At 74.0% G+C, this 18,459-nt stretch carries 16 protein-coding genes; 5 read left to right on the top strand and 11 right to left on the bottom strand.

All coding sequences use genetic code 11. The annotated features are described in order from the left end of the window. Positions 1-168 precede the first annotated feature (168 nt). The 3 genes from ACIA6T_RS26950 to ACIA6T_RS26960 all read left to right on the top strand — a co-directional run bounded on the left by ACIA6T_RS26950 (position 169) and on the right by ACIA6T_RS26960 (position 2,619). The gene (locus ACIA6T_RS26950; protein WP_399449061.1) at positions 169-804 is read left to right on the top strand and encodes a hypothetical protein; all 636 of its coding nucleotides are present in this window, start codon (positions 169-171) and stop codon (positions 802-804) included. A gap of 71 nt (positions 805-875) precedes the next feature. Further along, positions 876-1,457 carry a hypothetical protein gene (locus ACIA6T_RS26955; protein ID WP_399449062.1) on the top strand — a complete coding sequence of 194 codons (582 nt, stop codon included), beginning with the start codon at positions 876-878 and terminating at the stop codon, positions 1,455-1,457. A 148-nt stretch (positions 1,458-1,605) separates the two neighbouring features. Further along, a complete protein-coding gene (locus tag ACIA6T_RS26960) occupies positions 1,606-2,619 on the top strand; it encodes an EcsC family protein (RefSeq protein WP_399449063.1) in 1,014 nt (337 codons plus the stop codon). 414 nt (positions 2,620-3,033) lie between these two features. Here the strand turns inward: ACIA6T_RS26960 and ACIA6T_RS26965 are convergent, their stop codons facing one another. Both ACIA6T_RS26965 and ACIA6T_RS26970 read right to left on the bottom strand, forming a co-directional pair. Then, on the bottom strand, positions 3,034-3,429 hold the full coding sequence (locus tag ACIA6T_RS26965) for a cupin (RefSeq protein WP_399449064.1): 396 nt from the start codon (positions 3,427-3,429) through the stop codon (positions 3,034-3,036). Further along, positions 3,426-4,874: an MFS transporter gene (locus ACIA6T_RS26970; protein WP_399449065.1), complete on the bottom strand. Its 1,449-nt coding sequence runs from the start codon at positions 4,872-4,874 to the stop codon at positions 3,426-3,428. The genes ACIA6T_RS26965 and ACIA6T_RS26970 overlap by 4 nt, the downstream gene beginning before the upstream one ends. A gap of 58 nt (positions 4,875-4,932) precedes the next feature. Here ACIA6T_RS26970 and ACIA6T_RS26975 point away from each other — a divergent pair, with 58 nt between their 5' ends. Next, positions 4,933-5,601 (top strand): TetR/AcrR family transcriptional regulator, encoded by a 669-nt coding sequence (locus tag ACIA6T_RS26975; RefSeq protein WP_399449066.1) that lies wholly within the window; start codon positions 4,933-4,935, stop codon positions 5,599-5,601. 175 nt (positions 5,602-5,776) lie between these two features. On the opposite strand, the gene ACIA6T_RS26980 is transcribed toward ACIA6T_RS26975, so the two are convergent. From ACIA6T_RS26980 to ACIA6T_RS27015, 8 genes are all read right to left on the bottom strand, one after another. Continuing rightward, positions 5,777-6,961, bottom strand: coding sequence for a VWA-like domain-containing protein (locus tag ACIA6T_RS26980; RefSeq protein WP_399449067.1), 1,185 nt, complete (start codon positions 6,959-6,961; stop codon positions 5,777-5,779). Between the two features lie 11 nt (positions 6,962-6,972). Beyond that, positions 6,973-8,178 carry an AAA family ATPase gene (locus ACIA6T_RS26985; RefSeq protein WP_399449068.1) on the bottom strand — a complete coding sequence of 402 codons (1,206 nt, stop codon included), beginning with the start codon at positions 8,176-8,178 and terminating at the stop codon, positions 6,973-6,975. Continuing rightward, positions 8,175-10,112 (bottom strand): ankyrin repeat domain-containing protein, encoded by a 1,938-nt coding sequence (locus ACIA6T_RS26990; protein WP_399449069.1) that lies wholly within the window; start codon positions 10,110-10,112, stop codon positions 8,175-8,177. The genes ACIA6T_RS26985 and ACIA6T_RS26990 overlap by 4 nt, the downstream gene beginning before the upstream one ends. After that, entirely contained in the window at positions 10,109-11,245 is a 1,137-nt protein-coding gene (locus ACIA6T_RS26995) for a gala protein (RefSeq protein WP_399449071.1), read from the bottom strand. Before ACIA6T_RS26995 ends, ACIA6T_RS26990 begins: the two co-directional genes overlap by 4 nt. A gap of 277 nt (positions 11,246-11,522) precedes the next feature. After that, the gene (locus ACIA6T_RS27000) at positions 11,523-12,173 is read right to left on the bottom strand and encodes a thymidine kinase (RefSeq protein WP_399449072.1); all 651 of its coding nucleotides are present in this window, start codon (positions 12,171-12,173) and stop codon (positions 11,523-11,525) included. A 41-nt stretch (positions 12,174-12,214) separates the two neighbouring features. Then, positions 12,215-13,408 (bottom strand): alkaline phosphatase family protein, encoded by a 1,194-nt coding sequence (locus ACIA6T_RS27005; protein ID WP_399449073.1) that lies wholly within the window; start codon positions 13,406-13,408, stop codon positions 12,215-12,217. Then, complete coding sequence (locus ACIA6T_RS27010; RefSeq protein ID WP_399449074.1) at positions 13,408-13,995, bottom strand: DUF5998 family protein; 588 nt, start codon at positions 13,993-13,995, stop codon at positions 13,408-13,410. The genes ACIA6T_RS27005 and ACIA6T_RS27010 overlap by 1 nt, the downstream gene beginning before the upstream one ends. A gap of 41 nt (positions 13,996-14,036) precedes the next feature. After that, positions 14,037-16,967 (bottom strand): GNAT family N-acetyltransferase, encoded by a 2,931-nt coding sequence (locus ACIA6T_RS27015; protein WP_399449075.1) that lies wholly within the window; start codon positions 16,965-16,967, stop codon positions 14,037-14,039. A gap of 198 nt (positions 16,968-17,165) precedes the next feature. Here ACIA6T_RS27015 and ACIA6T_RS27020 point away from each other — a divergent pair, with 198 nt between their 5' ends. Continuing rightward, positions 17,166-17,447: an HPr family phosphocarrier protein gene (locus ACIA6T_RS27020; RefSeq protein ID WP_053637259.1), complete on the top strand. Its 282-nt coding sequence runs from the start codon at positions 17,166-17,168 to the stop codon at positions 17,445-17,447. Between the two features lie 135 nt (positions 17,448-17,582). Here the strand turns inward: ACIA6T_RS27020 and ACIA6T_RS27025 are convergent, their stop codons facing one another. Continuing rightward, positions 17,583-18,278: a GntR family transcriptional regulator gene (locus ACIA6T_RS27025; RefSeq protein ID WP_399449076.1), complete on the bottom strand. Its 696-nt coding sequence runs from the start codon at positions 18,276-18,278 to the stop codon at positions 17,583-17,585. Positions 18,279-18,459 lie beyond the last annotated feature (181 nt).

Raw genomic sequence — 18,459 nt, forward strand, 5'->3', positions numbered from 1 at the left:
CGCCCGGGCGCGGGGGGGGGGGCGCGGGGGGGGGGGCGGCGCGGCGCGGGGGGGGGGGGGGGGGGGGGGGGCGGGGGGGGGGGGGGGGGGGGCCCCCCCCCCCCCCCCCCCCCCCCCCCTCCCCTCCCCCTTCCGCCACCCGCCCGACGTGAACAGGAGGGTCCGTCGATGGGCCGCCGTTCCCCGCTCGCCCACGCACCCCGCCCCACCTTCAAGGGCCGTCCCCAAGTGCACTTCGACGGCGCGGTCAAGGCCGTCTCCCGGACGCCGATCGTCCTCGCCACGGACGCCTCCGTCGCCGGCGACAAGGTCGGCACCGGCTACCTCGCCACCACCGGCGAGACCGGACTGCGCGCCCACGCCTACCCGCAATACCTCACCGCGCCCCGCGTCCGTGTCGTCGTCACCGAACTCCGGGCCGTGTACTGGGGACTGAGGCGGATCTTCGCGGCGCACCCCGGCCGGCCCGTCGAGGTGCGCGTCGACAACCTCGACGCCCTGGACCTCCTGCACGAGTGGCAGGGCGGCGGCTACCGGATGCCGGACGGGTACGAGACCCGGCTGCGTTCGCGAGGCCGCACGCCCAGCCTCGTCAAGCTGCAGATGTACGCCGAGTACACGCCCGGCCTGACCTTCGTCCATGAGAAGGCCCACGTCGGCAACCCGCTCAACGAGGCCGCCGACTCCCTGGCCAAGCTCGGCCTGCGCTCCCTGCGCGGCAGGGTTCCGGTGGCCGAGATACCCCGGCTGGTCCCGCTCTGGGCGAGCGGGGCGCTGACCGAGTACCGGCGGGGCCGGGGCTGAGCCCCGTATCCGCCCGCCACGCCCTCCTCCCGCCACACCTCCGCGCCCTCGTGCCGAAAGGAAGTTCCGCGATGTCCTCCCCCGAGCAGCAGCCCACCCCTCCCCCGGCCCCGGCCGAGGTCCCCGAAACGAGCCGGGAAACGGCCGAGGAGCCGGCCCCCGCGTCCGCCGGGCCGCTCCCCGCCCTGCCCGGCCACCCGCCGGCCGCGTCCGCCTCCCGCTGGTCGCGGCTGTCGCGCGGCACCGTCCTCGCGATCGGCGTCGGCCTCGGGGCCGCCGTGGTGGGAGCCTGCTGGGCGGGGGTGTCGCTGGCCGACGGCTCGGAAGAGACGTTCAGCACCGACGGGACGCTCACCGTCACCGGGATCGGCGCGGGTCTCGACTCCGGCGACCCGTGCACCGGAACGGACGGCTACTCCGACATCGACTTCGGCGCCCAGGTCAGCGTCACCGACGCCGCCGGGACCCTCGTCGCCAAAGGCGATCTGGGTCTCGGCCAGAAGACGGAGCTGGGCTGCGAGTTCCCCTTCACGGTCGACGACATCACGCCGGGTTCGAAGTTCTACACGGTCGAGGTCTCCCACCGCGGCGGCCTCACCCAGACCGAGGACGAACTGCGCATGGGCGGCCTCGCGTTCACCCTCGGCGACTGAACGACCAAACCACCCAGGGCAATTGCTCAGTTTCTTCCCTGCGCATCCCACTTCTTTCGGAACGTGTCACTGAACGATGTGCCTCACCCACGTGTCGGCTGATGGGGCACCGTGGCTCCGGCGGTCACAGTCGAAAGGGAGAACCTCCATGAGCACGTACACCGGTCCACTCGTCGACGGTGTGGCCTCGATGAGCGCGTACGAGAGGCAGGTGTGGGACACGGTCAACAAACACTGGCAGCGCCGCGACGACCGCCGTGGTCTGTCGAACTGGGCGGGCTCCGCGCTCGGCCGCACCGGTGAGCTCGCGGAAAACGCCGTGCGACGGGTCAAGGACGCCGTGCCGGAGGCGGTCACGGAACCGGTCCGTCGAGTGGGCGACGCGGTCGTCGACACGACCGTGCGACCGGTGCTCGCAGGCGCGACAGCGCTGCTCGAGTTGGCCAACGACTTGACCCTGGAGCTCAACAACCCGAAGAACGTCGAGGAGCGCGCCCGCAAGCGAGGCGTCGACATCGGCAGTTTCACCGAACTGCGGCAGCAGGACCTCAAAGCCTGCGACCGGCTGCTGACCCGTGACACCCTCACGTGGCGGGCCGTCGGCGCGGTCGAGGGCGGTGCCACGGGCATGCTGGCCACGGTCCCCGTCGTCGGTACCCTCACCGCGATGACAGCGGACATCCTCGTCGTCCAGGTTCTGAGCACGTCGATCGCAGCGCGCATCGCGTACTCCTACGGCTATGACGCCAAGGATCCCGGCGAGCAGGACTTCATCCAACGCCTGGTACAGCGGTCCTTCATGGCGCAGGCGGCCAAAGCCAAGCCGTTGCGTGACACCGCGCGGGCGGCGAACGCGGTCAAGGGGCGCGTGAGGTGGTCGGAGAAGCTCCGCAACGACCACCGTCTCCTGGCCGCCCTGGAGAAGTTGATGCAGCGGCTGGGCCCGGCCGGCTCCAGGGTGCCGGTTGGAAACGTCGCCAAGGCCGTTCCGTTCGTGGGTGTCCTCATCGGTGCCAGCATGAACAGCGCGGTCCTCGGCAGCGTGGCCGCCGACGCTCGGCGGTACTGCCAGACCCGGTTCCTGTGCGACAAGTACGGACTCCCACTGCCGGCCGCGCTGGTGACCGGTCAGGACGACGACCCCCAGACCCGTGCCACGTAAGTGATGGTCACTGCGGTATCACCGGAGCGTGCGATATCCACGGGGTGGCGGGCTTGCCGTCGGACGGCAGCGGTTGGGCGGAGAGGGTACGGCTTTAGGCGCCGAGCGGTTCCCCCGGGTCGGCCCGGCGGCACCTCGGCCGCCGAGGAGATCGCCGCCGCACCGGACACCCGGGGGCAAGGCGTTCAACACCACCCTCGCCAGGCCACCGGCCACCGGTGGGGTGGGCGGCGGGCCGCTGGACGTCTTCGGCGCGGGAGACGACGAGGGTGCGAAAGCGACCGTCTCCGAACTCGTCGCCTCCGAGGAACCGCGCCCCCTGGTCGCGGGAGAGGCGACACGATCCCGGCGCCGGTCAGGGCTTCCTGACCGGCGCGTGCGGCCCGGCGGTCCTTCTGCCGGGCCACCCGCCGATCAGTGGGTGCCGGTGCGCTTCTCGAGGCGGGTACCGTCGCGGAGGGTGATCGACATCAGGTCACTGGGGGCGTCCAGTTCCAGGCGGTGCCAGCGGCCGCGGGGGACGATCGCGGCGGTGCCCGCCCGCAGCCGCACCATGTCCTCGGCCCCGCCGGGCGTGTCGGGACGGAAGTAGAGGCGGACACCGCCGGTCAGACAGCACACCGCTTCCTCTGCCTGCGGGTGCATCTCCCAGTGATCGGCGTGAACGTCGGCGGCGGTCTCCACGTGGAACGTGGCGATCTGCCAGGCGTCGGAGCCGCTGCTCGTCATCTGCCGTTCGGCGGCCCGGACATCGCCGTCGGGGTGGAAGTGCAGCGCCGAGGTGAACAGGTCGATGGTGGTGGTCGTCATGACGGAGTTCCTTCCAGCCGGTTCTGCGCGGGGGTGGTGGAGCGCGGGACGGGAGTGACGGCTCGGCGGCGCGGCAGTACACCGACGGCCACGACCGCCGCGAGCACGAAGACGGCGGCGGCGACGGCCAGGCCCAGGGCGTAGCCGTCGTTGAGTGCGGCGGGATCGGTGGTCGTGCCGGTGTGGTGTGCGGCGACGGTGGCCAAGGCGGCCAGGCCGATGCAGCCGCCGAGCTGGCGGGAGCTGTTCATGAGGCCGCCGGCCATGCCGGCCTCACGCGGGGCGACGCCGGTGGTCGCGGCGGCGGCGACCGGCGCCAGGACCAGCCCGGCGCCGACACTGGTGACGAGGGACGGGCCGAGTACGTCGGTGAGGAAGCTGCCGTCGGGGCTGATGAGGGCGAACCAGGCCAGGCCCGCGGCGGCCAGCAGGGCGCCGGGCACCAGGGACGCACGGGGGGTGCGGGACGCGGTGACGCGGGTGGCGACGACGGTTCCCGCGACCAGGCCCAGGGAGAAGGGCAGGAACGCGGTGCCGGTCGCCGCGGCACCCATGCCCAGGACCTGCTGCATGTACAGGGACACGAAGTAGAACGCGGTGAACTGTCCGGCCGCGGCCAGGAACACCAGCACGTTCGCGCCGGCGACCCAGCGGCTGCGCAGCAGGCCGAGGCGCAGCAGGGGTGCGTGGACCCTCGCCTCGGCGAGGACGAAGGCGGCGAGCAGCACGGCCGCGGCGGCGAGAGTCGCCCACGTGACCGGGGAGCCCCAGCCCAGGGTGTCGGTTCGGACGACACCGAGCACCAACAGCCCGACTCCGCCTGTCGCCAGGACGGCGCCCGCTGCGTCCAGCCCCTCGCGCCGGGCGGGCGGGGTCTCGGCGGGCACCCCCGTGAGGACCAGCGCGAGAGCCACCGCGACGACGGGCAGGTTGATCAGCATGATCCAGCGCCAGCCCGCGTACTCGGTCAGCAGTCCACCCGCCAGTACGCCCAGCGCGCCGCCCGCGGCGTTCACCGCGCTCCACACCCCCAGCGCCCGGACACGTCGGGGGCCTTCGGTGAAGGTGGTGGTGAGCATCGCCAGCGCGGCCGGCGCGGCCGCGGCGGCGCCCAGGCCCTGCCCGGCGCGTGCGGCGATCAGGTGCCAGGGGTCCTGGGCCAGTCCGCCAGCCAGCGAGCACAGCCCGAAGGCGGTCACCCCCAGCACGAACATCCGACGCCGGCCGTACAGGTCGCAGGCGCGGCCCCCCAGCAGCAGGAACCCGCCGAACGTAAGCGCGTACACGTGCACGACCCATGACAGGTCGAGCGGCGCGAATCCCAGCGCCGTACGGATCGCGGGTAACGCGACGTTGACCACGGACATGTCCAGGGCGACGACGAACTGGGCGACGGCGGCCGCCGCCAGCACCACTCCGGGCCTGCCCTCAGAGTTTTTATACATGTAAGAAAATTTAGCGCCGAGGTTCGCCGTTGTCGACACCTGGGGAATGATGGAGGGCATGCCGCAACCGTCCGCACCGCGCAGAACCCCGGGCCGACCTCCCCGTATCTCTCGCGAGGAGATCATCGGGACGGCCCGCCGGATCGTGGAGGAGGGAGGTGTGGACAGGCTGACCATGCGGCGGCTGGCCACGGAGGTCGGCAGTACGCCGATGGCGCTCTACCACCACGTCCGCGACAAGGAGGAACTGCTCGTCCTCCTGCTGGACGACTACGCCGCCCGGACCCTGCGCCGGCCGGAACTGCCCGCCGCGCCCCGCGAGCGGGTCGTCGTGGCCGCCACCGCGATCCGCGAGGCGCTCGCCGCCTGCCCCTGGATCGTGGAGGTGCTGACCGCCGACGACCTGCTGTCCACGAGCGCGCTGTGGTTCGTCGAGCAGATCGTCGACGGCCTGGTCGGATGCGGCCTCTCCCTCGACCGGGCCGTGCACGGCTACCGTGCGATCTGGTACTACACCGCCGGGGAGATCGTGGTCAGGGCGACAGCGGCCCGACGGCGCGCGGACGACGACCGTGCGACCTACCGGGAGCAGGTCTTCGCCGATCTCGACCCGAGTGAACTGCCCCGCCTGACACAGGCCGCGGACCGCTGGGCGCCGCTGACCGCCGAGGACACCTACCAGGACGGGCTCCGGGCCCTGGTGGACGGCCTCCTCGTCAGCCGCTGACGACGCGCCACCGACGATGTGCCCGGCCGTCGGCGCCGAGTGAGCGAGGGCCGACGGGTCCGTGACGCGGCCTCTGCGGGGCCTCTGCGGGGCCTCTCACCCTTGCGGGCGAGCCCCGTGCCGATCGAGGAGTCCGGCGGCCCCCGCACCGGCCGGCCCTCGACCGACCACGCCGTCAGGCGGTGACCCGTACCGTCTCCACCCAGCCCGGGGGCTGCGGCGCACCCTCGCCGATCAGGGCCGCGATCAGGCGGCAGGACGGGGTCTCGTCCGGCCAGGGGGTGAGCCCGTCGGTGAGGACGATGACGATCGAGGGGCGGTCGCGGGCCGCGAGGGCCGCTTCGATGCCGACGCGCATGTCCGTGCCGCCCCCGCCGCCGAGGGTGACCTGCTCGGTGGCCGTCACCCGGGACACGGCGTGCACGTCGGCGTCGCAGGCGAGGACGGTGACGCGGTTGCCGCGCACGCCGACCTCGCGCAGGACGCCCGTGACCTCGCCCAGGGCGGCGGCGAGTTCCGCGTCGCCCATCGAGCCCGAGGTGTCGACGACGACGGCCACCCGGGGCAGCGGACGGCGGAGACTGGGGAGGACGACGCCGCGCAGCGCCGGGGTGCGGCGCGACGGGCGGCGGTAGGTGTAGTCGACGGCTCCGCCGGCCCACGCGGCGGCCTCCCGGACCGCGCCGGACAGGGCCTGCCGCCAGTCCACCGTGGGTTCCAGGAGTTCCGCGGCCCAGCGCTGCCAGCCCTCGGGCAGGGTGCCGCGGGAACGGTGGTGGGCGCGCATCGCCTCGGCGGTGTGCCGGCGCAGTGCCTGGGCCTCGACGTCACCGAGCGCGGCGGGACCGGCGGATGCGGGGAGTTCCCAGGGCGCGGGACGGCCGTGGGCGCCCGATCCGCAGTCGTGTTCCCTTACGTGCGGGGGCAGTCGCGGCAGGTACACCTCGAACAGCTGCCCGTCGGGCAGGCCGAAGAGGCGGGGCTCGACGCGTCCGGCGGGCAGGCGCAGGCCGTCGGCGAGGAGGTCGTCGTTGATCTCGCAGTCCTGGGCGACGTTGACGCGGTACCGGTCGCGCTGGTCGGCGGCGGGGAGCCGGCCGGCGCGGCCGTGGTGGTCGCGCAGCAGGTGCGCCGCCTCGTGGATCCAGACGCCCGCGAGTTCCTCCACGAGGGTCGCGTCGACGAAGGCGGGTGACACGTAGCAGCGCCAGTGGCGGTCCACGCCCATCGTCGGCACGTCGGGGCTCGCCACGACGGTCAGGGCGTACAGGGCCGACGCCAGGTAGGGGCGGTCGCTCGCCGCGCGGTAGCGGGCGGCGAGCAGTTTGGTCGTGTCCAGGCGGCTGCGGGGGTCCGTCATGCCCGCGTGCCTCAGCGGCTGCCGGGCAGGGCCCCGGACATCCGCAGCAGGTCCAGGAACCCGTCGATGCCGGGGGGTACCGGCCAGTCCAGACGGCGCATCGACGCGAGGTCGGTGGCGGCACGGGCGGCCACGTCCGGTACGCCCGCGTCCACGGCCTTGGCCAGGACCGTCCAGCCGGCCTCCCAGCGGGGCCGGGTGAGGTCGCTCTGGATGGCGGCGACGACCGCGATGAGGAAGGCGAGCTGGCGGTCGCCGCGCTCGGGCAGGGCGAACGCGTCGGGGTCGGCGAGGACCCGCTCGGGGTCGGGCAGATCGAGGTGCTCCAGGTACGACAGCAGTTCGATGCCCGCGCCGTCCCCGACGGCACCGGTGAGCGCGGCGGCCGTCGCCTCGCGGCCGGCGCCGGTCGCGTATCCGGTCGCGAGCAGCCGCAGCGCCATCTCCCAGGTGCGCGGGGACGGCCACGACCGGCCCCGGCTCTCGGCATCGGCGGGGATGTGGTGGACCAGGCCCGGACGGGCCGTGAGGAAACCGGAGACGGCACCGCGGGCCCGCGCGACGGCACCGGGCACCTTGGCCGGATCGACCGCCGGAACGGCCACCTCCGGCCAGGTGCCGGCCATGCCGCGCGCGACCGTGGCCGGGTCGTGGGTCCAGTCGAGGTGGACGAAGCGGTTGGCGAGCGGCGGGCTGAGGTGCCAGCCGTCGGCGGCGCTGGAGGGCGGGTTGGCGGCGGCGACGATGCGCACCGCGTCGGGCAGGACGAGGCTGCCGACCCGGCGTTCGAGGACGACCCGCAGCAGCGCCGCCTGCACGGCCGGTGGCGCGGAGGACAGTTCGTCGAAGAAGAGCAGGCCCTGTCCGGCGCGGGTGAGCCGGACCGCCCAGTCGGGCGGGGCCATCGGCACGCCGGTGGTGGCCGGGTCGTCCCCGACGATCGGCAGTCCCGCGAAGTCCGACGGCTCGTGCACGCTGGCGATGACCGTCTCCAGCGGGAGGCCGAGTCCGGCGGCGAGTTGTTCCAGGCCGGCGGACTTGCCGATGCCGGGTTCGCCCCACAGGAGGACGGGCTGGTTGGCCGTCACGGCCAGGGCGAGCGCCTCCAGTCGGTGGTTGGCGGCGGGTTCGGTGCGGTGCGTGCGCAGCCTGCCGACGAGGTCGTCGGCGGCGGCCAGCGGGGCCGGTGCGGTGCGGTGGGCGGGGCCGGTGCTCAAAACGGCGGTTCCTTGCTGTACTCGACGGGCTCGTCGGACTCGGGCTCGGACTCGTCGAGCTCGAGCTCGGGCTCGGGCTCGGGCTCGTCGGGCTCGGGCTCGGGCTCGTCGGGCTCGGGCTCGGGCTCGTCGGGCTCGGGCTCGGACTCGTCGGGCTCGACAAGCTCGTGGTCGTCCGCTTCCTCCTCCTCGTTGCGGTCCATGTACTCGTCCCACCACTCGGCCCCGAGGCCCGGGTGTTCCTCCCGGACGCGCTTCCGGAGGAAGGCCAGGTCGGAACGCCTGTAGCGGCGGATGGTCTGGGCCAGCGACAGCTCCGTCTGGTCTTCCACGTCGATCCGGGCGCCGGCGTCGAGGAGTGCCTCCACGAGGGCCCTGGAACCGCCGTCGTTGACCGCCACGAACAGCGGAGTACGGTCCCGCTGGTCCCGGGCCTCCAGGTCGAGCCCCGCCGCGAGCAGCCGGGGCAGCAGCGGTTCGTGGTCGAGGAGGTGCAGGACGTGGAGCAGCGAGCGTCCGGAGGCGTCGCGCACCCGGGGATCCACGCCGGCGTCCAGGAGGTGGAGCACGCCGTGCGTGTCGCCGTGCTGGGCGCGCAGGAACAGGTCCTGCCGCTGGGCGCGCAGTGCCTTCGGCAGCCGGCCGTCGCCGGACGCCCAGGTCTGCTCGACGGCGAAGCACCCGGCGACGGCGCCGCCGAACGCGCGCAGGGCCCGCTCGCGCCGCTGCTCCTCGTCGCTGTGCGGCATGCGGAGCAGACCGCCCGGGCGGAAGCCCACCTCGTGCCATTCGCCGCGGCAGCGCACCCGGACGGGTTCGGGGAGGGCGGGGCCCGGCGGGCCGCCGGTCCCGTCGGCGACCCGGAGGGCGGGGAACAGCGCCTCGCGGACCAGCGGATGCAGGTGTTCCGGCTCGACCCCTCCGACGCGCATCAGGTCGAGGTCGGGGAGCCTGCGCCAGAGTGCCTCTGCCAGGAAGGGCAGGCCGTCGGCCTCCTCGCGGCCGACGGCCCGCACCCCCAGGCCGGTGGCCGTCGACTCCAGCAGGACGCGCGTGCGCCAGTCGCCGAGGACGAGGAAGCGGTCCCCGACGCCCTCGTCCTTCAGCCGGCGGACCTCCCGCTCCAGGCGGGTGTGGTCGAGCGCGAGCCTGCCGAGGAGCTCCGCCGGATCGGCCCGGTACCAGCCGGGGCCGCCGGCCGGGGGCGTCAGGTCGATCGCGATCCCGGCCGCGGTGAAGGCCGCCTCGACCTCGCCCCTCTGGTGCAGCAGGGTGACCCATTCGGCCCGGGCCGCCGCGTCGCCGGGGCCGGGGTCGGCGGTGGGCAGTTCGTCCGTACGGCGCGGTCGGCCGTCGGTGTGGAAGAAGGGGAGCCGTTCGGTGCCGCCGCCGCACCGCTCGCGCAGTTCGGCGGTGTGCCGCGCGTCCCACAGGTGCCGGGCGTACCGCCAGTCCTCGATCCGGGCCCCGAAGACGCCCGCGGTCTTCTCGTCCGAGACCGTGCGGAACCGCAGGGTGACCCGCTGCGGGCCCTCCAGCATCGCGGGCGTGGTGAGGTGCAGGTACGGCGTGGAGCGGGGGCCTTCGCCCGCCCGCACCGGCCGGTAGCGGGCGAGGACGACGGTGCGGTCGGTGTCGAGGGTGGTCCGTCCGCCCAGCACCCGGGGCAGGTGCCAGCGCACCAGGTCCGGGACCAGGTGGCGCAGGTCCTCCTCCAGCGCCGCGGCGACGTCGTCGCCACAGTGCTCGGCGACCTCCGGCAGGTCGATGTCGACGTCCACGCCGGCCGCCGCGCACGCGCCCCGCCAGTCACCGGCCGTACGGCGTCCGGTCGCGCGCTCGATCATCCGCCGGGGTACGGCGTAGCGGCGGATCCGCCGCCGGCTGGCCGCCTCCTCCGGGGAGAAGCAGGGGACTGCGGGACGGCGGCTCACCGGTAGACACTTCCTATCGCGCGCAGGTCGGGGTGGGCCCCGGCCACGGGCCGCAGGCGCTGGGTGAAGGAGCGCTTCACCTTCCGGGGCAGTCCCGGTCCCAGGCCGACGTACTCCAGCGGTGAGTCGTCCGGCACGGCCGCCAGCAGGGACTTCGCGCCGCGCCCGGTGAGTCCGGTGTGGCACAGCTCCAGCCTGCGCAGCGGGCTGCCCGCGAGGGCGGCGGCCAGGGCGCGGGCGCCTTCGTCGCCGGTGGCGTTGGCGGGGGCGCCGAGGCTCCGTTCGGACATCGGCCGTCCCAGGTCGAGCGTCTCGATGGCGCCCAGGGCGTCGGCGAGGGCGCGCGCGCCGGCGGGGCCGATGCCGTTGCCGCCCAGGCCGAGGCGTACCGGCCGTCCGGAGCCGGCGGCGGCTGCCGCGAGGACGGCGGCGCCCTCGTCGCCGAGGTGGTTGGCGGGCAGGTACAGCTCGCGCACGCCCGCCTCCCGGATCAGCGCCGCCAGCAGGCCGGCGGCGTCGGCGGTCAGGCCGTTCCCGCCGAGGAAGAGGCGTTCCACCGGGCACGGGCGGCCGGTGAGGGCGTCGAGCAGGGCGCGCAGGCCCTCGGTGGTGACACCGGTGTTGACCAGGTCGAGGGTCCGCAGCGCGGTGTTGCGGCGGAGCGTCGCGGCGAGCGCCACGGCGCCGTCGTCGCCCACCGGGTTGCGCTTGAGCCACAGGGCGCGGACGGTGTCGTCCGCGGAGAGTGCGCCGGCGAGCGCGGCGGTGCCTTCCGGGCCGATGCGGTTGCAGCCGAGGTAGAGCGTGTGCAGGCCGTGGCCGGCGGTGAGCGCGCGGGCGACCGTCGACGCCCCTTCGTCGCCGATGGCGTTGGTGCCGAGCAGGACGTGCCGGGCGTGCGGCGATGCGGCGGCGACGGGCATCAGCCGGGCGGTACCGGCCGCTCCGAGGCCCTGCTTGCACAGGTCGACACGGCCGTCCGCGCGCACGGTGCCGAGCGGAAACGTCTCGTCGCTCTCCACCGCCCGGGCCGACCTCAGCCGGGCCAGCAGCGGATCCAGGCCGACAGGGTCACTGATCGGAATGTCCGGGTGCTCGATCGCCGGGCAGCGCACGGGTGTCGGCTGCGTCATCACCACTCCACCGGTCCATCGCCGGTGCCCGGCTCGCCGAGGGCGGCATGGCCCTCCGCCCGCCCAGGACGGACCGACGCCAATCGACGTTCCTCCACGACAAGGGCGGCAAGGCCGGTCGGATTCGAACCGACGTCCTCCAGCTTGATGCTAGGGCGCGACGACCTCTGCGCTACGGCCCTGCCGTGGAGATCATAGCGGGATCGGCCGCGTTGTCGATCACTTGTTTGAATGAGATCTCCCGCGCGCCGCACGCACGCGGGTCGTCACCGGTGCGTCAGGCGGAGGAGACGGGCAGCACGTCGGGCGACAGTGCCGCCGCGTGGGCCGTCGCGGCCGTCATGCGGCGGCGGTGGTGACGGCGGCACAGGACCTCGTAGCCGACCTCGTCCGCGGAGCCGGTGACGTCGCCGACGACCACCTGGGCGCCCTCGACGACCATGACCCCGCCGACCGTACGGGCGTTGTGCGTGGCGCGGGCGCCGCACCAGCACAGGGCCTCCACCTGGAGCACCTCGACCCGGTCGGCCAGCTCCACCAGCCGCTGGGAGCCGGGGAACAGCTTGGAGCGGAAGTCGGTGGTGATGCCGAAGGCGTACACGTCGAGCTCCAGGTCGTCCACGACCCGTGCGAGCTGGTCGATCTGTTCCGGGGCCAGGAACTGCGCCTCGTCCGCGATCACGTAGTCCGCGCGGCGGCCCTGGGAGAGGTGGTCGACGAGGTACGCGTACAGGTCCGCGCCGTCGCCGACCTCCACCGCGTCCGTGACCAGGCCGAGGCGGGAGGAGAGCTTGCCCTCGCCGGCCCGGTCGTTGCGGGTGAAGATCATGCCGACCAGACCGCGCGCCGAACGGTTGTGCTCGATCTGGAGAGCCAGCGTCGACTTCCCGCAGTCCATCGTTCCGGAGAAGAACACCAGCTCGGGCATGGGAGGTCGGGCACCTTTCGGCAGGGGTTGCGGGCGGAGACTCAGGAGCGTACTTCGAGCAGGGGGACCAGCTGCTCGGCAGGGGTCATCGAACCGTGGTTGCCGACCATCGCCGACTCCCTGGGCTCCCGCTCGGAGGCGATCAGCAGGACGTCGTCCCGCGCGGCGGCGACCACGTCGCCGATCCGGTGGTACACGCGCTCGTCGACCGCCGGACCGAACCAGCCCGCCTCGATCGCCTCGTCGCGCGAGGCCACCCAGAACTGCTCGCCGAGCACCTCGCGCCAGCAGGTCAGCACGTCGTTGGCGGCCCCCGGTACGGCGTAGACGTGCCGGGCGCGGCCCTCGCCGCCGAGCAGGGCGACGCCCGCCTTCAGTTCCCAGTCCTCGTCGAAGTCGATGCGGTGGTCCTCGTCGAAGGGGATGTCGACCATGCCGTGGTCGGCGGTGACGTAGAGCGCGCTGCGCGGGGGGAGCTGTTCGGCCAGGCGCTGGACCAGCCGGTCGACGTACATGAGCTGGCCGCGCCAGGTGTCGGAGTCGACGCCGAAGCGGTGGCCCGCGCCGTCGACCTCGGCGTAGTACGTGTAGACCAGGGAGCGGTCGGCGGCGGCGAGCTGCTCGGCCGCGGTGTCCATGCGCTCCTCCCCGGAGAGCCGCCCGTGGAAGGTGCCCCCGCTGAGCGCGATCTTGGTCAGCGGGGTGTTCGCGAAGGTCGGCGAGGAGACCTGCGCGGCGTGCACGCCCGCGCGGTGGGCCAGCTCGAAGACGGTGGGGTACGGCTGCCAGGGGCCGGGCGGGGCCCAGGGCTGCCAGCGCAGCTGGTTCATCAGCTCGCCGGTGTCCGGGTTGCGCACGGTGTAACCGGGCAGGCCGTGCGCGCCCGGCGGCAGGCCGGTGCCGACGGAGGCGAGGGAGGTGGCGGTCGTGGCCGGGTATCCGGCGGTGATCGGACGCCCGGTGCCGCCGCGCGAGGCGGCGAGCAGGGACGTCATGAAGGGGGCTTCCTCGGGGTGCGCCCTCAGCTGCTCCCAGCCCAGCCCGTCGATCAGGAACACGCAGTTCCGGTCGGCGGGGGCGAGCTCCCCGATCCCGGCGGTCGCGCCGGGGACGCCGAGGCCCGCGGCGAGCGTGGGCAGCAGGTCGGCGAGCGAACCGGTGCCGTACTCGGGCACGGGGGCGGAGGCGATGGGGAGGGGCTCCGGGTGGGTGTCCCAGACTGCGGGCTGCACCATCAGCGGGCGGTGTCCGCGGTCGCCTCGGACAGGGCCTGCGCGAAGGTGAGGGCCTGGCGCACCGTCTCCGGGCCGTCGCCGGCCTCGCTGACGCGCAGGCTCAGGTCGTCGGCCGTGGAGCTGCCCGTGTAGCCGTGGTCGGCCTCGCAGTTGGGGTCGCCGCAGGCGGCCGGCTCCAGGTCGATGCGGGAGACGGCGCCCCAGCCGATGGTGAGCACGATCTCGCGCGGCAGCGTGCCCGGCTTGTACGACTCCGGGTTGGCGACCACACGGCTGACCACGATCGACGAGATCCGGCCGAGCTTGACCGACTCCGTGGACGTGGTGGCGTACGGCGTCGGGGAGGTGGTGTCCGCGGCCTGCTCGTCGGTGTGGCTGACGATGAAGCGGTTGCCGGTGAGGACGAGCACGGTGACATGCCGCCGCACCTCGTTCTGGTCGAACGTCGTCTCCTGATGGACCAGGTACGACCGGACGGGCTCGCCGCCCACGGCGGCCTCCACCGCCTCGGCCACGAGGGCCGGGTAGTAGCCGCTGCGCTCGATCGCCGCCCGCAGCCCCTGGGTCGTCGTACTGGTCTTGGCCATGACGCCCATCCTACGGGGGACCACTGACTGCGAGGCACCGGTCAGTACGCGGGGAGGGTCCGCGGGCCGAGGTCGTCACGGGCGGGCGGCGGGGCGAGGCGCACGGACGCGCCGAGGACGCTCACGCCGCGCGGGGCGACGACCACCGGTTCCAGGGTGATCGCGACGACCTCCGGATGGTCGTGGACCAGCCGCGACACCCTCAGCATCAGCTCCTCCAGCGCCGGGGTGTCGACCGGTGCCGAGCCGCGCCAGCCGAACAGGAGCGGGGCGGTCCGGATCGACCGCACCAGTGAGGTCGCGTCCCGGTCGGTGACCGGGATCAGCCGGTGCGCCATGTCCCCGAGCAGCTGGGAGGGCGCCCCGGCGAGGCCGAAGGACAGTACGGCTCCGGCGGCGGGGTCGATGACCGCGCGCACGACGGTGTCGACACCGCGCGGTGCCATCCGCTGCACCACCGGGCGCAGCTCCTCCGGGGCGCCGAACAGCTCCGTCAACTCGCCGTACGCCCTACGAAGTTGCTCCTCGTCGGCCAGGTCCAGGCGGACGCCGCCCAGGTCGGCGCGGTGCCTCAGGTGGGGGGCGGTCGCCTTGAGGGCCACGGGGTAGCCGAGGGTACGCGCGGCCTCGGCGGCGGTACCGGGGTCCGGGGCGGGGAGGGCGCGGTGGACGTGGATGCCGTAGGTGCCGAGCAGGTCGCAGGTCTCGGCGGTGCCGAGGGTGAGGCCCTGCCCGCGCGAGAGGAGCCCGCCGATGAGGGCGGCGGCACCCCGCTCGTCGATGTCGTCGTACTCCGGCACCTTGCCGGGGTCGGCGGCGTCCCGCCGCCACTGGCCGTACGCGACGGCCTGGGCGAGCGCCCGGACGGCACGCTCGGCGGCGGGGTAGGCGGGGATGAGGTGGGCGCCCTCGGGGGGCGCGACGGGGGCCGGCGGGCCGCCGTCGACGGCCGCGCGGGCGCGGTCCGAGGCATCCGCGCGGGCCGGCGCACCGCTGCCGGCGGACGGCAGGACGCCCGCGGCGGCCGGGGGCGGCGCGACGCCGGACGGCCGGGACGCCGTGCCCGTCACCGTCTGCGGCGCGGCGCCGGCCGCCGAAGGGGGTGCCGTGCTCGTCGCGGCCGACAGCGCCTCCGCGAGGCCGCCCAGCTCCACGTGGACCACCAGCACGGGTTTGGACGGGGTCGCGGCGGCGGCCGAGCGCAGGGCCTGTGCCAGGGCCGCGTCGCCGACCGAGCCCTCCCCCACCGCCGGGATCGCGGTCACGACGACCGCGTCGCTCGTGTCGTCGGCCAGCGCGTGGGAGAGCGCCGCGTGGAAGTCCGCCGCCGAGGCGGCGGTGGTGAGGTCCAGCGGGCGGTGCGGACGCAGGCCCTCGGCGAGACAGGCGTCGTAGGTGAGCAGGCCCAGGGACTCGGAGTTGCCGAGGATCGCCACCCGGGGTCCGGCCGGCAGGGGCTGGCGGGCGAGCAGCAGGCCCGCGTCGACCAGTTCGGTGATGGTGTCCACGCGGATCACCCCGGCCTGCCGCAGCAGCGCGGACACCGTCGCGTGGGGCAGCCGGGTCGCCCGTACGGCGTGCCCCCGGGGCCCGGCTCCGTGGCGTGCGCCCTGGACCACGACCAGCGGCTTCGCCGCCGCGGTGCGCCGGGCGAGGCGGGTGAACTTACGGGGGTTGCCGATGGACTCCAGGTACATCAGGGCGACGTCGGTGTCGGGGTCCTCGTACCAGTACTGCAGGACGTCGTTGCCGGAGACGTCGGCCCGGTTCCCGGACGACACGAAGGTGGACACGCCGGTGACACCGGTGACGCCGCCGCCGCGCCGGTGCAGGCGGGACAGCAGGGCGATGCCGATGGCGCCGGACTGGGCGAACAGGCCGATCCGGCCGGGTCGGGGCATCTCCGGGGCGAGCGAGGCGTTCAGTCGCACGTCGGGCGAGGTGTTGATGACGCCGAAGGCGTTCGGGCCGATGATCCGCATGCCGTACGAGCGCGCCTGCCGTACGAGGGCGCGCTGGCGTTCGCGGCCGTCGGGGCCGGACTCGGCGTAGCCGGCGGAGACGACGACGAGCCCCTGCACGCCGTGCTCACCGCACTCGGTGACGATCTCGGGGACCCGCTCGGCGGGCACCGCGACGACGGCGAGGTCGACGGACCCGTCGATGTCCCGCACCGAGCGGAACGCGGCCACCCCGCCGAGTTCCTTCTCCCCCTCCCCCAGCGACTTGTTCACGGCGTACAGCCGGCCGGTGAACCCGGTGTCCCGGAGGTGGTCGAGGACGCTGCGGCCCACGCCGCCGGGGGTGCGGCCGGCGCCGACGACCGCCACCGAGCCGGGGGCGAGCAGCCGCTGCACCGAGCGCGCCTCGGCGCGCTGTTCGCGCGCGTACTGCACGGCCATGGAGCGGTCGGTGGGTTCGAGACCGAACTCCAGACGGACGACACCGTCCTCGAAGCTGCGCCTCTGGGTGTACCCGGCGTCGGTGAACACCTTGATCATCTTGGTGTTGGCGGGCAGCACCTCGGCCGCGAAGCGGCGGATGCCGCGCTCCCGCGCGACGGCACCGATGTGCTCGAGGAGGGCGGAGGCGACGCCCCGGCCCTGGTGGGCGTCCTGGACGAGGAAGGCGACCTCGGCCTCGTCGGCCGGTGCCGACGCGGGCGCGCCGTCGGCGCCGATCCGGTCGTAGCGTACGGTGGCGATGAACTCGCCGCCGATGGTGGCCGCGAGTCCCACCCGGTCCACGAAGTCGTGGTGCGTGAAGCGGTGGACGTCCTTGGCGGACAGGCGAGGGTAGGGCGCGAAGAAGCGGTAGTACTTCGACTCGTCCGACACCTGCTCGTAGAAGCTGACCAGGCGCTCGGCGTCATCGACGGTGATGGGGCGGATGCGCGCGGTGCCGCCGTCGCGCAGCACCACGTCGGCCTCCCAGTGGGCGGGGTACTCGTGCCGGTCCGACGAGGTCTGCATGGGCCCCAGAGTACGGCTCGCGTACGACGACGGCGCGAGGCAGTCTGTGGTGGACGACAGCCGGGCCGAGGCCGCGGTCCGGCCGTCACCGGGAGCGGGAGCGGAGCCGCTTCGGGCACGTTCCCGGCACGCTCCGGGCTTGCTTCACGATGTGGGAAACTGGTCTAGACAACCCTGAACAGCGAAGGGCAGCAACACATGGCTGAGCGCCGCGTCAACGTCGGCTGGGCCGAGGGTCTCCACGCCCGTCCCGCCTCCATCTTCGTCCGAGCCGCCACGGCCGCAGGCGTCCCGGTGACGATCGCCAAGGCCGGGGGCGACCCCGTCAACGCGGCCTCCATGCTGGCCGTCCTGGGCCTGGGCGCCCAGGGCGGCGAGGAGATCGTCCTCGCCTCCGACGCCGAGGGCGCGGACGCCGCCCTGGACCGTCTGGCGAAGCTGGTCTCCGAGGGCCTCGAGGAACTCCCCGAGACCGTCTGAGAACGCAATACCGAAAGGCCCGCCCGGACCACCGGGCGGGCCTTTCGACTCTCCCTCACACAGGCGGCTTTCCCCTTTTACGGGCAGCAGAAATAATCCCCGGGAAATACTCCCTCTTTGTATACGGCACCCGTGTTAATGCCGAACACTCGGCATGTTTACGGCATGTTGCGAGTTCCTCACACGGTCCGCGCGGCCGGCTCCGGAGGCGAAACGCAGGCGGTGCCCGGCGCTCGCGCGCTCGGTGTGCAGCGCCGTGACCGACCGCGCGCGGTCGCCGTCGCCGCGCGCCACGGCGTCCACGATCACACCGTGCTCCGCCCAGTACTCGACGGGATCGGACGGCCCCTCGACGGCGTACATCCAGGCGATCTTGTGCCGCAGCTGGGTCAGTGTCGAGGTCAGTGCCGGGCTGCCGGTGGCCTGGGCGAGCGTCTCGTGGAACCAGCCGCTCAGGGAGCGCAGGTCGTCGCTGTTGCCCTGGCGGGCGCGTTCCTGCCCCAGCCTGACCAGGCCGCGCAGCACCTTCAGATGGGCCTCGGTGCGGCGCTGGGCCGCGCGGGAGGCGCCGAGCGGCTCGAGGAGCATGCGCATCTCCAGCAGGTCGGCGGCCTCCTGCTCGGTGGGTTCCGCGACGCACGCGCCCGCGTGCCGCCGGGTCACCACGAATCCCTCGGCCTCCAGCGTGCGCAGCGCCTCCCGGACGGGGACGCGGGAGACTCCGTAACGGCGGGCGAGCACTTCCTCGGTGAGCCGGCCGCCGCGCTCGTGGACACCCGCGACGATGTCGTCCCGGATCGCCGTGCACACCGAGTGCGCGGGAATGCGCATGACGAACCTCCGGATTAATCCCCGTGAAACGTCGACGATTGACGTGTGTTCCGCGACTCTATTGCAATCGGCGGGAATTCACGACGGCGGGCCGGAATCCATGCATATTTTTTGGACAAGTGATGCGGCGGTGCCCGGAAACACCGATGCCCCGGCTCGGGGAGCCGGGGCATCGGGAAGC

The organism is Streptomyces sp. NPDC051740, from assembly GCF_044453165.1.
Taxonomy (GTDB): Bacteria; Actinomycetota; Actinomycetes; order Streptomycetales; family Streptomycetaceae; genus Streptomyces; species Streptomyces atrovirens.

What these genes read in the sequence shown, in the direction of transcription:
- ACIA6T_RS26950 (WP_399449061.1), top strand. Translation starts at nt 169, where the DNA reads ATGGGCCGCCGTTCCCCGCTCGCCCACGCACCCCGCCCCACCTTCAAG.
- ACIA6T_RS26955 (WP_399449062.1), top strand. Translation starts at nt 876, where the DNA reads ATGTCCTCCCCCGAGCAGCAGCCCACCCCTCCCCCGGCCCCGGCCGAG.
- ACIA6T_RS26960 (WP_399449063.1), top strand. Translation starts at nt 1,606, where the DNA reads ATGAGCACGTACACCGGTCCACTCGTCGACGGTGTGGCCTCGATGAGC.
- ACIA6T_RS26965 (WP_399449064.1), bottom strand. Translation starts at nt 3,429, where the DNA reads ATGACGACCACCACCATCGACCTGTTCACCTCGGCGCTGCACTTCCAC.
- ACIA6T_RS26970 (WP_399449065.1), bottom strand. Translation starts at nt 4,874, where the DNA reads ATGTATAAAAACTCTGAGGGCAGGCCCGGAGTGGTGCTGGCGGCGGCC.
- ACIA6T_RS26975 (WP_399449066.1), top strand. Translation starts at nt 4,933, where the DNA reads ATGCCGCAACCGTCCGCACCGCGCAGAACCCCGGGCCGACCTCCCCGT.
- ACIA6T_RS26980 (WP_399449067.1), bottom strand. Translation starts at nt 6,961, where the DNA reads ATGACGGACCCCCGCAGCCGCCTGGACACGACCAAACTGCTCGCCGCC.
- ACIA6T_RS26995 (WP_399449071.1), bottom strand. Translation starts at nt 11,245, where the DNA reads ATGACGCAGCCGACACCCGTGCGCTGCCCGGCGATCGAGCACCCGGAC.
- ACIA6T_RS27000 (WP_399449072.1), bottom strand. Translation starts at nt 12,173, where the DNA reads ATGCCCGAGCTGGTGTTCTTCTCCGGAACGATGGACTGCGGGAAGTCG.
- ACIA6T_RS27005 (WP_399449073.1), bottom strand. Translation starts at nt 13,408, where the DNA reads ATGGTGCAGCCCGCAGTCTGGGACACCCACCCGGAGCCCCTCCCCATC.
- ACIA6T_RS27010 (WP_399449074.1), bottom strand. Translation starts at nt 13,995, where the DNA reads ATGGCCAAGACCAGTACGACGACCCAGGGGCTGCGGGCGGCGATCGAG.
- ACIA6T_RS27015 (WP_399449075.1), bottom strand. Translation starts at nt 16,967, where the DNA reads ATGCAGACCTCGTCGGACCGGCACGAGTACCCCGCCCACTGGGAGGCC.
- ACIA6T_RS27020 (WP_053637259.1), top strand. Translation starts at nt 17,166, where the DNA reads ATGGCTGAGCGCCGCGTCAACGTCGGCTGGGCCGAGGGTCTCCACGCC.
- ACIA6T_RS27025 (WP_399449076.1), bottom strand. Translation starts at nt 18,278, where the DNA reads ATGCGCATTCCCGCGCACTCGGTGTGCACGGCGATCCGGGACGACATC.